Below are 15,868 nucleotides of genomic sequence, written 5' to 3' on the forward strand. Positions count from 1 at the left end.
TGAACTTACTATTTTTGTACATGTCTCATCATATTCCTTTTGCTCCACCAATTTAGCCATAAAATAGCGCTAAAGCCAAGGGCAACGATAATGATCACCCAAAATTTTGCCGCTTCCAAATTACCTGACTCCACCGCAAAATAAATGGCTAGAGGAATGGTGTCGGTGACATTCGGAATATAGCCGGCGAGCATGAGAGTGGCACCAAACTCTCCTAACGCTCGTGCAAAGGATAAAACTAAGCCAGCTAACAGTCCTGGCCATGCCAGTGGAAAAGATATCGTCCAAAACACTCTCCATTTCGATGCCCCCATTGTATATGCAGCATTTTCAATATTTGGGTCATACTGCCGAAACGCTGCAGATGCACTTTGATACATTAAAGGAAAAGACACGACGACTGCTGCGATCACAACAGCATACCAAGTGAAAACAATTTGGAAATCAAACCAATCAAGCAGTAATCGACCAATAAATCCGTTTTTACCAAATATATATAATAAACCAAAGCCCACAACTGTAGGCGGAAGCACGAGTGGCAGCAAAATAATCGCTTCTATAATACTTTTCCCTCGAAAGGAGTTACGACTAATCAATCGTGCCAACACAACCCCAGTAACAAATACAATAAACGTGGCGATTGTTGCCGTTTTTAAAGAGAGTATAAGCGGCGAGTAATTCATATTTGTCGTTCACCTTTTCATAAAGTTTCATCATTTTTCGTTATAAATGGTTATAATTATTTTGAACTTTGGAGTAAAGGAAATGGTAAAACAAGAAGTTGAGTCATTTCCATTGAAAAAGAGCGAAACAAAACATGATATAATCAAGATTAGATATAAACTACATAGCCATCTTCTTGTTAAGAAAATAATTAATTTTATTTATATTTAAATATAAATCATTGATACAGAAGTTATCAATACAATATATCAAATTACATTTAATTACTTATAACGAATTTTTTTATGAAGGAGCAAGTAGGTATGAAAAAAAATCTTTCTTATACAACCGAGGAAGTGGCAAACATATTAAAGGTTTCAAAATTAACCGTATATGATTTAGTGAAAAAAGGGTTATTACCTGCTTATCGTGTCGGACGACAAATGCGAATTGATCCTTCCGATCTAGAAGAGTATATAAAAAAGTCAAAAGAAGAACTGCAGCCAAGCTCCGTACAGTCATCAAAAAAAGAAACATCGATTGAAACTCAAGGGTATTTGCAACCTAGACAATTAATTATAAGCGGCCAGGATATGAGCTTAGATATTTTGGCGAACTACTTAGAAAAATCCTCGAAAAGGTTTCGGCCACTTCGTTCTTATGTTGGAAGCTTAGAAAGCCTAATTTCAATGTATCAAGGATATTCAGACATTGTCAGTACACACTTAATCGAAGGAATTTCAGGTGAATATAATGTTCCGTATATCAATAAGATACTAGTGAATTTTCAGTATATCGTGATTCATTTACTAACAAGGAAGGCAGGCTTTTACGTCAAAAAGGGAAACCCGTTGAATATTAAGCATTGGGAAGATTTAAGAAGAAAAAATATAAAAATTGTGAACCGGGAAAAAGGTGCGGGTGCTCGTGTTTTACTAGATGAATGTTTGAGAAAGTATCGCATACCTGTTTCTGAAATTAACGGCTATGACAATGAGGTAACCAATCACGTAAGTGTCGCAAGTGCTGTCGCTAAAGGGGATGCAGATGTCGGGGTAGGAATTGAAAGAGGGGCTAACCTAGTTAAAGATGTCGATTTCATTCCGTTAGTTAATGAAAAGTACGATTTGGTTATTTTAAAGAACGATGAGAATAGAGAGTTAATTAGTCAAGTCCTGCAAATTTTAAGATCGGTTCACTTTCAAAACGATTTAAAAGCACTAGGAGGCTATGATTTGTCACAAACCGGACAAGTCGTTTATGAAAGCTGAAATGGATCCAGCTAAAAGCCAGGGGTTCTCTTAAAAAACTCTGGCTTTGTTTTATCACTTTTTGGCACTGGAATATCTGGTTTTCTTGATTCGTGAGCACTGGAAATGAAAAACCAAAAAGAGAAACATAAGTATATCTTTTTCTATTATATTTATTTATAATTAAATATAATTAATTATAAATAAAAGAAAATAGGATGTTGTAAAGATGAACATTCATTTTAAAGCGATAGGAAAAATTCTAACCCCTTTTAACACCTTGGAAGGAATGCCGATTCAATCGGCGGCGGCGAAAAATGTAGAAGGAACAATAGAGTTTAACCCATTGTATGTAGAAGGGATGAAAGATCTGGACGGCTTTTCACATCTTATTCTTATTTATTATTTTCATAAGGTTCATGAATATTCATTGCAGGTAGTTCCTTTCTTAGATGATCAACCCCATGGTATTTTTGCAACAAGATTCCCGAAAAGACCGAACCCAATCGGCTTTTCAGTCGTTCGATTGAAAAGTATTGAGGGGAATCATATCCATGTCCTAGATGTCGATGTATTGAACGAAACACCTCTACTCGATATAAAGCCTTACGTTCCGATGTTTGATGCAATAGAAACATCTAAGATTGGATGGTTTGAAAAAAGAATCGAAAACGTAGATAAAGTAAAAGCTGATAAAAGCATTTATTGAAAAGGCGGTATTGGCAAGGCCGATTAAAAAAGCACCTTATGGTTTTTTCATTGCACTGAACAAATGTGTTTTTTCTATCCGTGAACGGAGACACTTTACTATTCTATATAATTATATTTTATATAAATTAATTATATACTATACAAAATAGTTATAAGAAATTATAATAAGTTTTATATTAGATTAAAAGTAGAAGGGGGAGAGAAAGCATGAAGCATTCTATTCGCATGATCATGATCATGTTTTTGTGTGCTTCAATCTTTTTTATTTTTGGTTGTACAAACGAGGGAGAAAAACAGGAATCAAAGAAGACAGAGGATAAACAGACAGTACAATTAACCATCTCAGCAGCCGCAAGCTTACAAGATGCCTTAACGGAAATTCAGAAAAAGTATGAAAAAGAACATGAAAATATAAAAATTACATTTAACTTTGGAAGTTCTGGTGCATTGCAACAGCAAATCGAACAAGGAGCGCCGGTAGACCTATTTTTCTCGGCTGCTGAAAATAAGTTTCGTCCACTCGTAGACAAAGGATTGATTAACAAAGAAGAGAGCAAAAACTTGCTAGGAAATGAAATCGTTTTAATCGTTCCGAAAGATAAAGCAGACACAGTAAAAGGATTTCAGTCTTTGGCAGACAGCGGTATTAAGCAATTTGCATTAGGAAATCCTGAAACTACTCCAGCAGGTCAATACGGGCAGCAAACTCTGACCAAGCTAAATCTTTGGCCAAAAGTAAAAGAGAAAGTCGTATACACAAAGGATGTGCGCCAAGTATTATCATATGTAGAAGCAAATACAGTGGACGCAGGAATTGTATTCAAAACTGATGCTCAAATATCTGATAAGGTAAAAATTGTCGACATCGCAGACGCAAATATGCATGATCCTATTATTTATCCAGTTGGCATCATTAAGGACACAAAGCATAAAAAAGAGGCTGCCGATTTCTATCAGTACCTACAGACAGAAGATTCGTTTCAAATTTTTGAAAAATTCGGATTTAAGATTTTGAAATAAGCGGGCTTCATTACTTTAAAAACAAAAAATCATAAACATCGATATATCAACGTTTCTAAAACATTAATGGGGGCGTCAATAAGCCGTATAAACGACTTATAAGACACCCCCAAAGCTCCTCAAGAACAACACTGTCATATTTTGGAGCACGAGGACTATGAGATGATAAGACCTTACATCGTTATTAGGTAATTGATTATGGTTTGTCAAAAACTTTTAGTAAAGGGCCCCTGCTAATCGACTTTCAAAAAAATAACCATGCACAACTCATGAAAGCAGCCCATAAAGTATATTATCATTCTAATGGATAATCGGGAGGAATCTATATTGAGTTATACATTTCCGGGAGGTCAACCGCAGGGGAAGCCCATCTTTATCACAAGTAAAATCAGGGAAGCGATGGTCGCTGAGTTAACCGCAATTAATGATTATAATTACCATATTGCAAATTCCAACATGGAAGAAGTCAATAGGGTTTGGAGAATGATCATGCTGGATGAAAAAAAACATTACGGAATGTTTCTAACCCTCTTGCGCAAATACGATCCTGTACAATATCAAACCTATCTCTACTATCAAAACACTCATTTGGATGTAAAGGAACCAATGCAGACCTATAGACCCAATTATGATAAACAATTGATATTAAATCTTGTCAGAAGTGATCTTAAAGGAGAACTAGAGACAGCCGTACTTTATGATCAATATGCAGCTGAAATCTCTATCCCGGATGTTAGTCATGTTTTCTCTGTCATTAGCCGTGATGAGAAATTCCATGCAGAACATTTAACGAAGCTCTTGATAAGTTATGATCCTGATCCCTACAATGGTCTGAAATAAAACTGAACTAAGCCCTTAAACGGTGAATTCCCTCCTTACTCAAGGGGAATGTGTCATCCTCATTCCCCTTGAGTAAGCAGTCTTCTCACCATAAATGATAAATCTAAAAGTCATGTCATTCATATAAGCTTCCCTAGCAATTTTTTATCTACAACTATTTCCACTTGTGATACGGTTCACCTTTAATTAATCTTAAACTGTTCAACAAATTCAATCCCTTTCCATTAGTGAAGTGACAAAAAATATCATCAAACTATAATTTTACTGAACCGTAAACTCTGACTCTTCACCTCTATATTTTTGAACTAATGTCCCAGCATCACGATTCTAACTCTCCCGCAGCCGCTTCATCACCATCCGCTCCCACCACTTCCACGGCAATATATTTTTCAAGACCATTCCTAATTTCACGCCTTTGCCAACCGGATACCGCAATTTCGGATAAGGAGACTTTGCCACGTGTACAATCTGTTGGATCACTTCATACGGAGAGGGTGCCGTGTCAGCAACATGGTTGACATATTTCAAAATTTTCTCCATCTCTTTAACATAAGGAGAATCCGGATTGACAGATACCGCATCCAGCCCTTTTGACCAGATTTCCGTTTTATAGGATCCCGGTTCAATTAAAACGACATGAACACCGTACGGCAGCATCTCTAAACGCAAAGACTCGCTGAATCCTTCCACCGCAAACTTTGATGCCACGTAAGGTCCCATAGAAGGGAATCCGATTCGTCCGCTAATACTGCTTATATTCACAACCTTGCCGCTTCTGCGTGCCCTCATCGACGGCAAAACAGCTTTTGTTACTGCCACCAAACCGAAAAAATTCGTTTCGAATTGCCTCTGCCATTCTTCAACAGCAAGCTCCTCCGTAAACCCTCCCGCTGCATACCCCGCGTTGTTTACCAACAGATCAATTTGGCCGTAATCTTCAATCACATTCTGAATTACAGTTTCCGCTGCGGAAAAATCGGTTACATCTAGTTGGATAATCTCAATCCGGTCTGTTACACCTGCTTCTTTGGCCGCCGCTTCCAGTCGTCCTCTCTTATCCAAATCTCTCATTGAAGCCAGCACGCGGTAGCCTTCGCGGGCAAGCGCTACACTTGTTAGCAATCCAAAGCCGCTTGAAGCTCCTGTAACAAACGCAACAGGTTGTTTCTTTAAAGTTTGATTCACAAGATTCCCTCCAGCTATTCATATTCTAACACTGCCTTTTTGCTAAATATATGTAGAGCATCATCACTGCTTTCGTCCGCAAATTCCTTCAAAAATCTGCTCCACCTATATGTTTTGACAATTCCTGTCTCTTCTTAATAAACACTTTTTATTGGAATTGTATCATGAAAATAATGAGATAAAATAAATCCTGCCTTCTTTACAGAGGATTGGTTAAAAATATTTAATTATTAAAAATCGCCAAGTATAATAATTACCGGCGATTTCTAACTTCTATCATAGCTCATATGAATAAGTCGCTTTGCCTTTTCAAAATCTTCATCGTTATAAATACTGACTTCTAAATCCCCTGTTCCGATATGACCGATATTTCGTACATCACGGCTAAATCCTGGCTCGAGTTCAATTTCATCTGGATTCACTTTTAAAAATAAGACGATTTTTTCTGTCTGAGGATGCACTTCTAAGCAGACAAAATTTTTAATGCGCTTAAAGGCTATGTAGTATTTTAATACAGCCATTTGTACATCATCGCCTAGTGCCATAATATATGCTTTTATTGCTTCAAACCGGTCTTTTAATTCTGTACTGGATTGTTCCAGATATTCGGAGACTGTCTTATATCCGGGCTTCGATGAGTTAATATGGTTTTCAACTTCCAGTAATGGTTGTGCAGTTGTTGTATTTACTAAATCGAGCAAAAGAAATCCATCTTTATAAAACTTATACTGGTACAACTCAATGTTCCGATTAATTTGTTGAACAGCATGTTCGTCATATTTTGTGAATCCACCCGCAATACATAATAAGCGCGGATTCGTCCAATCAATTGCGTCAGCCAAGTCATTACCGTATTTGCGCATTACCATAAGAGTTAATTCTGCTTTATGATCCAACAGCCAGTCCAGATAATATAATCCTTGGTTAATGACATTTTCATTGACAGCTCGTTTATATTCGATAATAACTGGGGAGTTATTTTCATCAATACCTAATGTATCGATTCTGCCGCCATGTGTCTTACCAGTAGAATATTCTGATGCTAAAAACCGTACACCTAAAAATGTTTCAAGATTACGCTCAATAAGGGTTTGCAGCGATTTTTCAATTGTCAGAGATGTGCCTTCCAATTCACTTACATGTTCTCCATTTATACGAAATAATTTAATATCACCCATGAAACTACTCCTTCTTTTATTGTGCATCTAAAACTACGATTACAATAAATGAATAATGATAGTATACAATAAGCGTTGATATTTATGAGACATATTAGTCAATCTATGTAAAGAATACGGAAGAACGTAACAAAAGACCCCAATTCAATTTTAATAATGTTCCACTCGTTCGGAAATATGTTTGCAAAATTATTTTGGCTCTTGGAAATACTAGAGAAACCAATCAATACATTCATTACAAAGACTGCTTGATTATTAACTACATGAAATGTTTATTACCCTTTGCAAGAAAGGAAATCATGTTGCAAACGATACAGATGATGAAACAACAGGAGAAGCAAAAGTGGTATTGTTAATTACTTTTCTCTCAAGCGCCCAGTTTACGAACTATATGATAACTTAAATTTTAAGTCAATAGAATATCTAGACATGTCGAGCATGAGGAATTTCAAAGAGACATCAAGAAAAGATAAAACAGTTTGAAGCGCATTTGAAAAAGCTTTGTGAAACTATATTATGTGAGGGGGATAATCGAGGAAGAAAAAATAAAAATCCAACTTGACACATATGTTTAATTTATTTAATATATTTACTAAAGATTTTTCGAAATATATAAATAGTTTCCTTTATTTCAAAAATAAACATGCCGACTGGATTACTAGAGGCTCTCAATTCAATGAAAATATTCATTTGAGTTGAGAGCCTCTTTTCGTTTTTCCGATGCTTGGTGCTCTAGACATGATCTATGGAGCATATACTGTTTGATTCGCAAATTAAATTACATATTTAAAATAAATCGTTCCGACCACAAAATGAGTTTGACTATATTGGGGGCTTAATCCCAATGGGAAATCAAGTGAAGATGCGAGGATTTTTGCCTTTAATTTATGGAAAAACTGAAATTTCTTGTTACAGTTCGGCCGGGGCTTGATCTTCTACCATAGCTGCATGAATGGTAGTGACGATTGACCGTTTCGCAACAGCAGATGGTTGAATAGGACGAGAGCCCGCAGCTTAGCGGGGATGGTTTATTTCTTGATCACAACGCACGATTTAAGCTAACGGATGATTTTTCAATAATGTTATCGAAATATTTTGCCTGATCATAAAGTTCACCAGTGTGTTGAAGAAGAAGTCGTCCAATTAATGGCTATCCTAACTCTTTAGCCAACGCTTATTTCGGTGGATCAGGTATGGCTGCTATAAATGTAGCATCTGAACATGAATATTTACTTAACGTAGGGAAAGCCGCCTTGATTGCAGCTAAAAGCAAAAGCTGTCTGAAAAAATGAGATTTAGAATTCGATGTACCCATTATCTTAGAGAGTAAAGCAACTGAATGGTATGGAGACAGTTGAGTTAATTCGGCATGTTGAGGAAAAAAACATCACAAATTTTTTTTCGCATGGATTCATAAGGAGAGTTGTATGAGCGAACTCCATAAAAAAGAGAGCAAATCAGCCTTACTTATGGGCGGGTAGGTCTTGAACGAGGAGGTGCTGAAAAATTCCGGATGATAATATCAAAATCTTTTTTCTTTTCAAAATAGTACAGAAATTATTTAATACAATATTCACGCTTTACCGAATAAAGAACTTCCTTGTTATCGGTACAGGTGGTCATGGCAATAAAAATTTTGGCCAGAACGCAATATGATTGGAATGAATTGTAGGGAGGAAACAGCTCATGAAAAAGAAGAAAATGCATTTGCTTCAATATATGATGCCGCCTGTAACTCATCACAGCAGCGCGACATGGAAGCATCCGCGGAATATGACGATGACGAATGCTTTTCAATGGAATCGTCCGGAAATTTGGCAAGAGGTTGCCCAAATCGCCGAAAGAGGCAAACTTGATGCAGTATTTTTTGCCGATACGGAAGGCATCTATTCCGAGTATGAGAACAGCTACAAAAGTGCCGTTCGCTATGCCTCGCAAGTGCCTTGTTATGAACCGTCAGTTTTAATGGCATTTATGGGTGCGGTAACAAAGCATATTGGACTGACCATGACGTTTTCGGTGGCAGGTTATCCACCATACATTTTAGCACGCAAACTGGCCACCTTGGATCACCTGTCACGTGGACGTGTCGGCTGGAATGTTGTCACTGCTTTTCATAAGAATGCATCTGAAAACCTTGGGTTGAGTGTTGAACAGTATCATTTATCCCACGATCAGCGCTATGATCGGTTGGAAGAGTATATGGAGGTTTGCTACAAATTATGGGACAGCTGGGAGCCGGATGCAATCGTTATGGATGCAGAAAATAACATATTTGCCGATCCGGAAAAAGTGCATCCGATCAATCACGAAGGAAAATGGTTCAAGTGCAAAGGCCCATTGAATATCGATCGTTCCCCGCAAGGGCGCCCGGTTATCCTTCAGGCTGGACAATCATCACGCGGAATCCAATTTGCCGCTAAACATGCCGAACTTATTTTTACTCTTCAGCCTGATCGCGAAGCAATGAATGTTTATTACAATCGTTTGAAAGAAGGAGCAGTGAAAGCTGGGCGCGATCCGGATGATGTCAGAGTCTGTTTTGGATTGCAAGTATTTGTTGGAGAAACAGAGGAAATTGCCCGTGCGAAAGCTGCACTCCACAATTCTCTCGTTCCGGCTGAAGCAGGGGTAACGATCTTGTCCGGTCACTTGGGCTACGATTTATCCAAACACGGACTGGACGAATTAATTGCTGATTTAAAAGTGCCTGGTATTCAAGGAATGATTGACGCTTATAAACATAGTAGTTCTAAAAATATAACCATTCGTGAGGCTGGGATGTTACATGGTCGCGGCGTCATGACTCCACAGTTAGTAGGTTCGCCAGAGCAAGTAGCCGATTGGATGGAAGAGACAATGAAGGAAGTAGGAGGAGACGGCTTTCTGTTAAGTCCAGCTTATTTGCCCGGCTCACTGGAAGAGTTTGTTGAGTTGGTGGTGCCAATTTTACAAAAACGCGGTTTGGCAAGGACAGAATATGTTGAAAACGGAACATTAAGGGATAATCTGAAGGCCCTGAACGCCTAAAAACTTGAGCAAATGCTGTAGTTTTCACCTTTCCTCGAGAAAAAGTGAGGATGGGCTGGAAAAACCATCATTTATATAGGGAGGATGAAAGCTTATGTCAAGAATTATTTCTGAAAATGAAAATCCTATCACGTTAACACTCGGTCAAGTACGTGAAAAAATTCGTGAAATTGTGGATAAAGTTATCCGTCCCAATGCAGATCGTATTGATCGAAGCAAAGAATTTCCAAGTGAAAATATCGCCGTTCTTGCAAAAGAGGGGTTTAACAGTATTTTACTTCCAGAAAAATTAGAGGGATTGGGATTGAACTATTCTGCCTTTGCAATTGTTGTTCAGGAAATAGCGAAGGCATGTCCCTCCACTGCACTTATTTACACTATGCATGTAGAGGCAGCCCGCACGATATACTCTCATGGAAATGAAGATCAATGGGAACGGTGGTTGAAACCGATTCGCAGTGGAAAGTTTGGTACAACTTCAACCAGCGAAGGAGCAACAGGAGGACATTACTGGTACAACATAAGTGAAGCTGTAAGAACGGATGACGGGTACATTATTAATGCTCAAAAATCTTTCACCACGAGCAGTGGATTTGCGGATTTTTATGTATTCCAAACAAAAACACCAAATGCTAAATCACCAGATGACATTACTTATTTTATTGTGGACGGTCATCAAGAAGGGATAGAAGCTGGAGAATGGGCAGCGCTGGGAGTGCGTGGAAATCACAGCTCTTCGCTTACCCTTCGTAATGTTTTTGTAGATAAAAAGGATCGTTTAGGTGAAGAAGGTGAGGGAAAAGAAATTGTTCAAAACGGTATCGCTTACCTGATTGGTCTAGGGGCAACATGGACAGGAACCGCTATCGGGATTTTGGATGAAACACTTGCATATGCTAAGCGGAAAGTTCATCAGGATGTCAATAAGGCATTAAGCGATTATCAAGTTATTCGCAGCCAGCTAGCAAAAGCGAAAATTTTAACGGACAGCCTGCAAGCCTGGCAGAAGGATTTAGCTTCTCAATTGGATGAATGGTTAGAAAGCGGAGAAAAATACGCTCCAGAAGAGCTGAAAAATTCTTTACTTGAATTCAAAGTCCTAGCTTCCGATGCAGCCAATGAGATTGCACAAATAGGACTTGATATCAGCGGCGGATTCGGTTACCGTGAAGGAACTTTGGAAAGATTATATCGAGATGCCAGAGCAGGCAGCGCCATGGGACCATCAAATCATATCGCGCGAGAAATGATCGGGAAAAATTTGTTGGATTAGGGATAAACTAAAAAGATGCATCATCCAGAAAAAATAAAAGAAATAACAATAATAAATGATTTTGGGGGAGAAGACAAAATGAAAAGACTTTCGTATTTGATTTACATAATTTGCTTAATGGTACTAATAAGCGGTTGTGGAAAAGCTACTAATGCCGGTGAAGATAAAGATACATTAGTAATAGCAACGAATCCTTCGTTTAATGGTTTTCCAGAAATACTTGAATTTATAAAACCTAAGTTGAAAGAGGAAGGTATAGATTTAAAAATTGAATATGTAAATGACATTATTCAGCCTAATGAGCTCGTTCATGACAAAAGTGTTGATGCGAACGCTTTTCAACATATTCCTTATATGGAAGCTTACAACAAGCAGCATGGAACTAATTTAGTTGCAGCGATTAAAGTACTTGCTTGGCCTTCCGGACTTTATTCAAAGCGTTATAAAGACATAAAAGACGTTCCTGACGGGGCAACCATCAGTATACCGCAGGATCCTTCCAATAACGGAAGAGCGCTTGATTTCTTAGCAAAACATGGATTCATTAAATTGAAAGAAGGGGTAGGATTACAAGCAACTAAAAAAGATATCATTGAAAACAAAAGAAATTTCAAAATTATCGAATTAGATCAAGGAATGTCAGCAAAATCTCTTGATGATGTAGATTTAGCTTTTATTTTAGGAGGATATCAAACAGCAGTTGGTCTTCACTTAAAAGATGCGCTGCTTGCGGAAGACTCTAGCTCTGAATTTATAGGCGTTATCACGACTAGACCAGACAACCAAAATGACGAAAAAATCCAAAAATTAAAAAAGGTTTTGCATACACCGGAGGTTAAAAAATTCATTGAGGAAACATTCCATGGGGACATAATCCCAGTATTTGAATAATGGGGGCTGTCACAAATGATACATTTAAAAAATATAAAGAAAACTTATCAAATTAAAAAAGATGAGAAATTGGAAGCAATTAAATCCGTATCATTAAAAGTGGAAAAAGGGGATATCTATGGGATTATCGGATTTAGCGGAGCAGGAAAGTCAACTCTGCTTCGTACAATCAATCTCCTTGAAAAGCCTGATGAAGGGGAGGTTCTTATTGAAGGAAGAAATATAATGGCTTTAAAGAAGAAAGAGCTGCGGCATATGAGACAATCGATTTCCATGATATTTCAACATTTTAACTTGATTCATAATAAAACGGTTTATGACAATGTATCTTTTCCATTAGAAATTGCCGGAATACCATCCGTTAAACGTAAAAGTATAATAGAAGAATGTCTTTCCATAGTTCAATTAGAAGATAAAGCAAATCAATACCCCTCTAATTTAAGCGGGGGACAAAAACAAAGAGTTGCCATCGCAAGAGCTTTGGCAACGAACCCGAAAATTTTGTTATGTGATGAGCCTACATCAGCTTTAGATCCACAAACAACGGATAATATTCTATCCTTTTTAAAGAAAATTAATCAAGAGCTAAATATAACGATGGTTATTGTTACACATGAAATGGATGTAGTGAGAAAAATTTGCAATAAAGTAGCCGTAATGGAAAAAGGAAGTATTTTAGAGGAATTTTCGTTATCAGACAATCAATATAATCCTAAGTCTGATATTGCTAAATTAATATTTAATAAGGACAAAAGGATGATCCTAAATGTTTGAAAACATCATTCAACAAATTCCTGATATAATAGAAGCCACTAAGCAAACAGCCATTATGGTAGGTATTTCAGTAACAGCTGGCATACTATTTGGAATTCCTTTAGGAACGATTCTGTTTTTAACAAGAAAAGGGCAATTATTAGAACAGCCGCATATTTTCAATATTTTAAATTCATTAGTGAATTTAATTAACGCATTTCCATTATTAATTTTAATCGTAGCTGTCATTCCGTTTACTCGGCTGTTGGTAGGAACATCCGTGGGAACGGTTCCTGCCTCTGTACCGCTTTCGATCGCTATTATTCCTTATTTCGCCAGACTAATAGAACAATCTTTAGTGGAAGTAAATAAAGGGGTCATCGAAGCAGCTATTTCAATGGGAGCTAATATATTTCAAATTATATGGAAAGTAATGTTTGTTGAAGCGAGAGCAGGAATGGTAGTCAGCTTATCTAATATTATTATTCTTTTAATATCTTATTCTACCATAGCGGGTGTTGTTGGCGCAGGCGGTCTCGGAGATTTTGCCGTTCGAAATGGCTATTATCGTTATCAACCGGATATTATGCTTGCTCAGTTGTTATCATGATCATTTTAGTTTCCATTATTCAAATTAGCGGCAGCCGTTTAGCCAGTTTTTTGGATAAACGATAAGCTAAACGGAGTCATTTATTGCGGGATTTTTGAACATAGTGTCTTAACAAAATAATGATTCGTTTCAAAGCATTGCTTGAATCGAGATCTTCTATAAAGTTTTAGTAAAATCCAGTCTCGCATAAGAAAATGCGATTAACAATTGTTCCCCCTCTTTTAATTTTATATAGATGAAGGAAGCTGTTGACATGGGTTATTGTTCAACAGCTTCTTGTTTTAAACATAGTATTGGCTTCTTAAAAAAGTAGGGAATTTTAACGTTTTATTTTTTTCCTCATAATCAATTGTGTAAATTATTTGCACTGATTTTAAAAATTTCTTTCATACTTTCGGGTCAATTATAAAGATTATGTTAAAAATCGTATTTTCCGTTGATTTATATAAGTATATTGTTATATGTTTATTGAAGATAAGGAAATGATAATACAAAACAGTATTCATGTCGTGGATATGAAAAGACATTTTTTAGTGTGCGATGAACCATAAAGTAGATTGATATATAAGTAAATATTTATATAACTATATATATGTATAGGGGTGTTCCAAATGCAAAAAGCAGTGGTGGAAATAGAAAAAGCAGCACACATTTTAAAGCTACTCGGTGATAAAACACGTTTAACGATTATGGCCATTTTAAAGAAACGCGAGTGTTGCGTCTGTGAGCTTCTAGAAGTATTTGATATGAGTCAGCCGGCTATTAGTCAGCATTTACGCAAGTTAAAAGATGCAGGATTAGTAAAAGAAGATAGAAGGGGGCAATGGATTTATTATTCTTTCAATCTAGAAAATGAGTTATATGATTTCATTCAAGAAATTCTGCAACACATTCCAGATCAAACAGAGAATATTCGTAAGATTGAGGAAACCAACCCTACACTCCGTTGTGGTTGTTAACCTATTAATTTTAATTTAATTGGGAGGGAAAATGAAAAATACGGGGAAAAAATGTCTATCTATACTTATCGCTTTGGATTTTCCTTGCTATGGCAGCAAAAATTGGCTTTGGATTTGTCTTTCTGGGCTTTGTAGACGCAATAAACAGTTTACAGGCAGGAACCACTTCGATTCCAATTGCCATTGGTTTAATTTTCATGATGTATCCTCCGTTGGCAAAAGTTCGCTACGAGGAGATGGGACGCGTCTTTAAAGACATAAAAGTATTGGTTTTGTCTCTTGGACAAAATTGATGTTTGTATTGGCGATTATATTCTTGCCAGATAAACCGAAATACATGGTCGGACTCATTCTAATCGGTCTGGCACGTTGTATTGTGATGGTGATCGTCTGGAATGATTTAGCGAAAGGAGATACAGAGTACGCAGCTGGGCTTGTAGCGTTTAACTCTGTATTCCAAGTGCTATTTTACTCTATGCGTATATGTTTGTAACAATCATTCCAGAATTGCTTGGACTAGAAGGTGCTGTCGTTCATATTACAATGATGGAAGTCGCCAAGTCGGTGTTCATTTACTTAGGCATTCCGTTTCTTGGCGGGATGGTGACGCGCTTTCTGCTGGTAAAAGCAAAGGGCAGACAATGGTATGAAAAAGTATTCATTCCAAAAATCAGCCCGATTACATTGATTTCTTTATTGTTTACGATTATCATTATTTCTCTTTAAAAGGAGACGCTATCGTAAGTTTGCCGTTGGATGTAGTGAGAGTCGCCATTCCATTGTTCATATACTTTGTATTGATGTTTTTCGTTTCCTTCTTCTTAGGGAAGAAAATTGGAGCGAGCTACCCTGTCACCACCACACTTGCCTTTACAGCCGGCAGCAATAACTTTGAGTTAGCGATTGCTCTAGCTGTTGGCGTGTTTGGGATCCATTCTGGTGCAGCATTTACAACTGTCATTGGACCACTTGTGGAAGTGTCTGTCATGATTGCATTGGTCAACGTAGCATTATGGTTTCAACGAAAATACTTTAAAACCGAATCAGTATCATACTAACAACAAAGGTGGAATGAACATGAAAGACAAAAAGACGATTTACTTCTTATGCACTGGCAACTCTTGCCGCAGCCAAATGGCAGAAGGATGGGCAAAAAAATATCTTGGCGACGAGTGGGAAGTGTACAGCGCCGGTATCGAAGCTCACGGATTAAATCCAAACGCGGTAAAAGTCATGAAAGAAGCAGGAATTGACATTTCTAATCAAACATCCGATGTGATTGATCCGGAAATTTTAAATAATGCTGATTTGGTCGTAACATTATGTGGTCACGCCGCAGACCATTGCCCGGTAACACCTCCGCACGTGAAACGCGTACATTGGGGATTCGATGATCCGGCAAAGGCAGAGGGGACAGAAGAAGAAAAATGGGCTGTGTTCATGCGTGTTCGCGATGCGATTGGTGAAAGAATTAAACGTTTTGCTGAGACTGGTGAATAATTTCC

At 37.4% G+C, this 15,868-nt stretch carries 13 protein-coding genes and 2 pseudogenes; 12 read left to right on the forward strand and 3 right to left on the reverse strand.

Translation table 11 applies throughout. The annotated features are described in order from the left end of the window. Window positions 1-8: 8 nt before the first annotated feature. Window positions 9-683, reverse strand: a complete 675-nt coding sequence (modB, locus tag NSQ84_RS08865; RefSeq protein ID WP_063389471.1) for a molybdate ABC transporter permease subunit — start codon at window positions 681-683, stop codon at window positions 9-11. Between the two features lie 303 nt (window positions 684-986). On the opposite strand from modB, the gene NSQ84_RS08870 reads away from it, so the two are divergent. The 4 genes from NSQ84_RS08870 (at window position 987) to NSQ84_RS08885 (ending at window position 4,484) form a co-directional block, all read left to right on the forward strand. Beyond that, window positions 987-1,934, forward strand: coding sequence for a helix-turn-helix transcriptional regulator (locus NSQ84_RS08870; protein WP_327873899.1), 948 nt, complete (start codon window positions 987-989; stop codon window positions 1,932-1,934). Window positions 1,935-2,142: 208 nt separating this feature from the next. After that, window positions 2,143-2,622 carry a tRNA (N6-threonylcarbamoyladenosine(37)-N6)-methyltransferase TrmO gene (gene tsaA, locus NSQ84_RS08875; protein ID WP_339212688.1) on the forward strand — a complete coding sequence of 160 codons (480 nt, stop codon included), beginning with the start codon at window positions 2,143-2,145 and terminating at the stop codon, window positions 2,620-2,622. Window positions 2,623-2,849: 227 nt separating this feature from the next. Continuing rightward, the gene (gene modA / locus NSQ84_RS08880; RefSeq protein WP_261308786.1) at window positions 2,850-3,644 is read left to right on the forward strand and encodes a molybdate ABC transporter substrate-binding protein; all 795 of its coding nucleotides are present in this window, start codon (window positions 2,850-2,852) and stop codon (window positions 3,642-3,644) included. Between the two features lie 327 nt (window positions 3,645-3,971). Then, window positions 3,972-4,484, forward strand: coding sequence for a rubrerythrin (locus NSQ84_RS08885; protein ID WP_094245830.1), 513 nt, complete (start codon window positions 3,972-3,974; stop codon window positions 4,482-4,484). A gap of 327 nt (window positions 4,485-4,811) precedes the next feature. Here NSQ84_RS08885 and NSQ84_RS08890 read toward each other — a convergent pair whose 3' ends face one another. Together NSQ84_RS08890 and NSQ84_RS08895 are read right to left on the reverse strand one after the other, a co-directional pair. Then, on the reverse strand, window positions 4,812-5,669 hold the full coding sequence (locus NSQ84_RS08890) for an oxidoreductase (protein ID WP_339212691.1): 858 nt from the start codon (window positions 5,667-5,669) through the stop codon (window positions 4,812-4,814). A 266-nt stretch (window positions 5,670-5,935) separates the two neighbouring features. Next, complete coding sequence (locus tag NSQ84_RS08895; RefSeq protein ID WP_339212694.1) at window positions 5,936-6,847, reverse strand: DUF5655 domain-containing protein; 912 nt, start codon at window positions 6,845-6,847, stop codon at window positions 5,936-5,938. A gap of 1,686 nt (window positions 6,848-8,533) precedes the next feature. Here NSQ84_RS08895 and NSQ84_RS08900 point away from each other — a divergent pair. From NSQ84_RS08900 to arsC, 8 genes and pseudogenes are all read left to right on the forward strand, one after another. Beyond that, entirely contained in the window at window positions 8,534-9,877 is a 1,344-nt protein-coding gene (locus NSQ84_RS08900) for an LLM class flavin-dependent oxidoreductase (protein WP_339212697.1), read from the forward strand. A 94-nt stretch (window positions 9,878-9,971) separates the two neighbouring features. Next, on the forward strand, window positions 9,972-11,150 hold the full coding sequence (locus NSQ84_RS08905; protein ID WP_339212700.1) for an acyl-CoA dehydrogenase family protein: 1,179 nt from the start codon (window positions 9,972-9,974) through the stop codon (window positions 11,148-11,150). Window positions 11,151-11,165: 15 nt separating this feature from the next. Continuing rightward, complete coding sequence (locus NSQ84_RS08910; protein WP_311066109.1) at window positions 11,166-12,041, forward strand: MetQ/NlpA family ABC transporter substrate-binding protein; 876 nt, start codon at window positions 11,166-11,168, stop codon at window positions 12,039-12,041. 15 nt (window positions 12,042-12,056) lie between these two features. After that, window positions 12,057-12,815, forward strand: coding sequence for a methionine ABC transporter ATP-binding protein (locus tag NSQ84_RS08915; RefSeq protein WP_063388322.1), 759 nt, complete (start codon window positions 12,057-12,059; stop codon window positions 12,813-12,815). After that, window positions 12,808-13,469: pseudogene (locus NSQ84_RS08920) on the forward strand (methionine ABC transporter permease). Before NSQ84_RS08915 ends, NSQ84_RS08920 begins: the two are co-directional and overlap by 8 nt. Window positions 13,470-14,015: 546 nt before the next feature. Then, on the forward strand, window positions 14,016-14,363 hold the full coding sequence (locus NSQ84_RS08925; RefSeq protein ID WP_327848319.1) for a metalloregulator ArsR/SmtB family transcription factor: 348 nt from the start codon (window positions 14,016-14,018) through the stop codon (window positions 14,361-14,363). 31 nt (window positions 14,364-14,394) lie between these two features. Further along, window positions 14,395-15,421: pseudogene (arsB, locus tag NSQ84_RS08930) on the forward strand (ACR3 family arsenite efflux transporter). Between the two features lie 19 nt (window positions 15,422-15,440). Then, a complete protein-coding gene (arsC, locus tag NSQ84_RS08935) occupies window positions 15,441-15,863 on the forward strand; it encodes an arsenate reductase (thioredoxin) (RefSeq protein ID WP_130157712.1) in 423 nt (140 codons plus the stop codon). Window positions 15,864-15,868: the final 5 nt, after the last annotated feature.

The sequence above is a fragment of the Aeribacillus sp. FSL K6-3256 genome (assembly GCF_037965805.1).
In the GTDB taxonomy this organism is placed as follows: Bacteria; Bacillota; Bacilli; order Bacillales; family Aeribacillaceae; genus Aeribacillus; species Aeribacillus composti.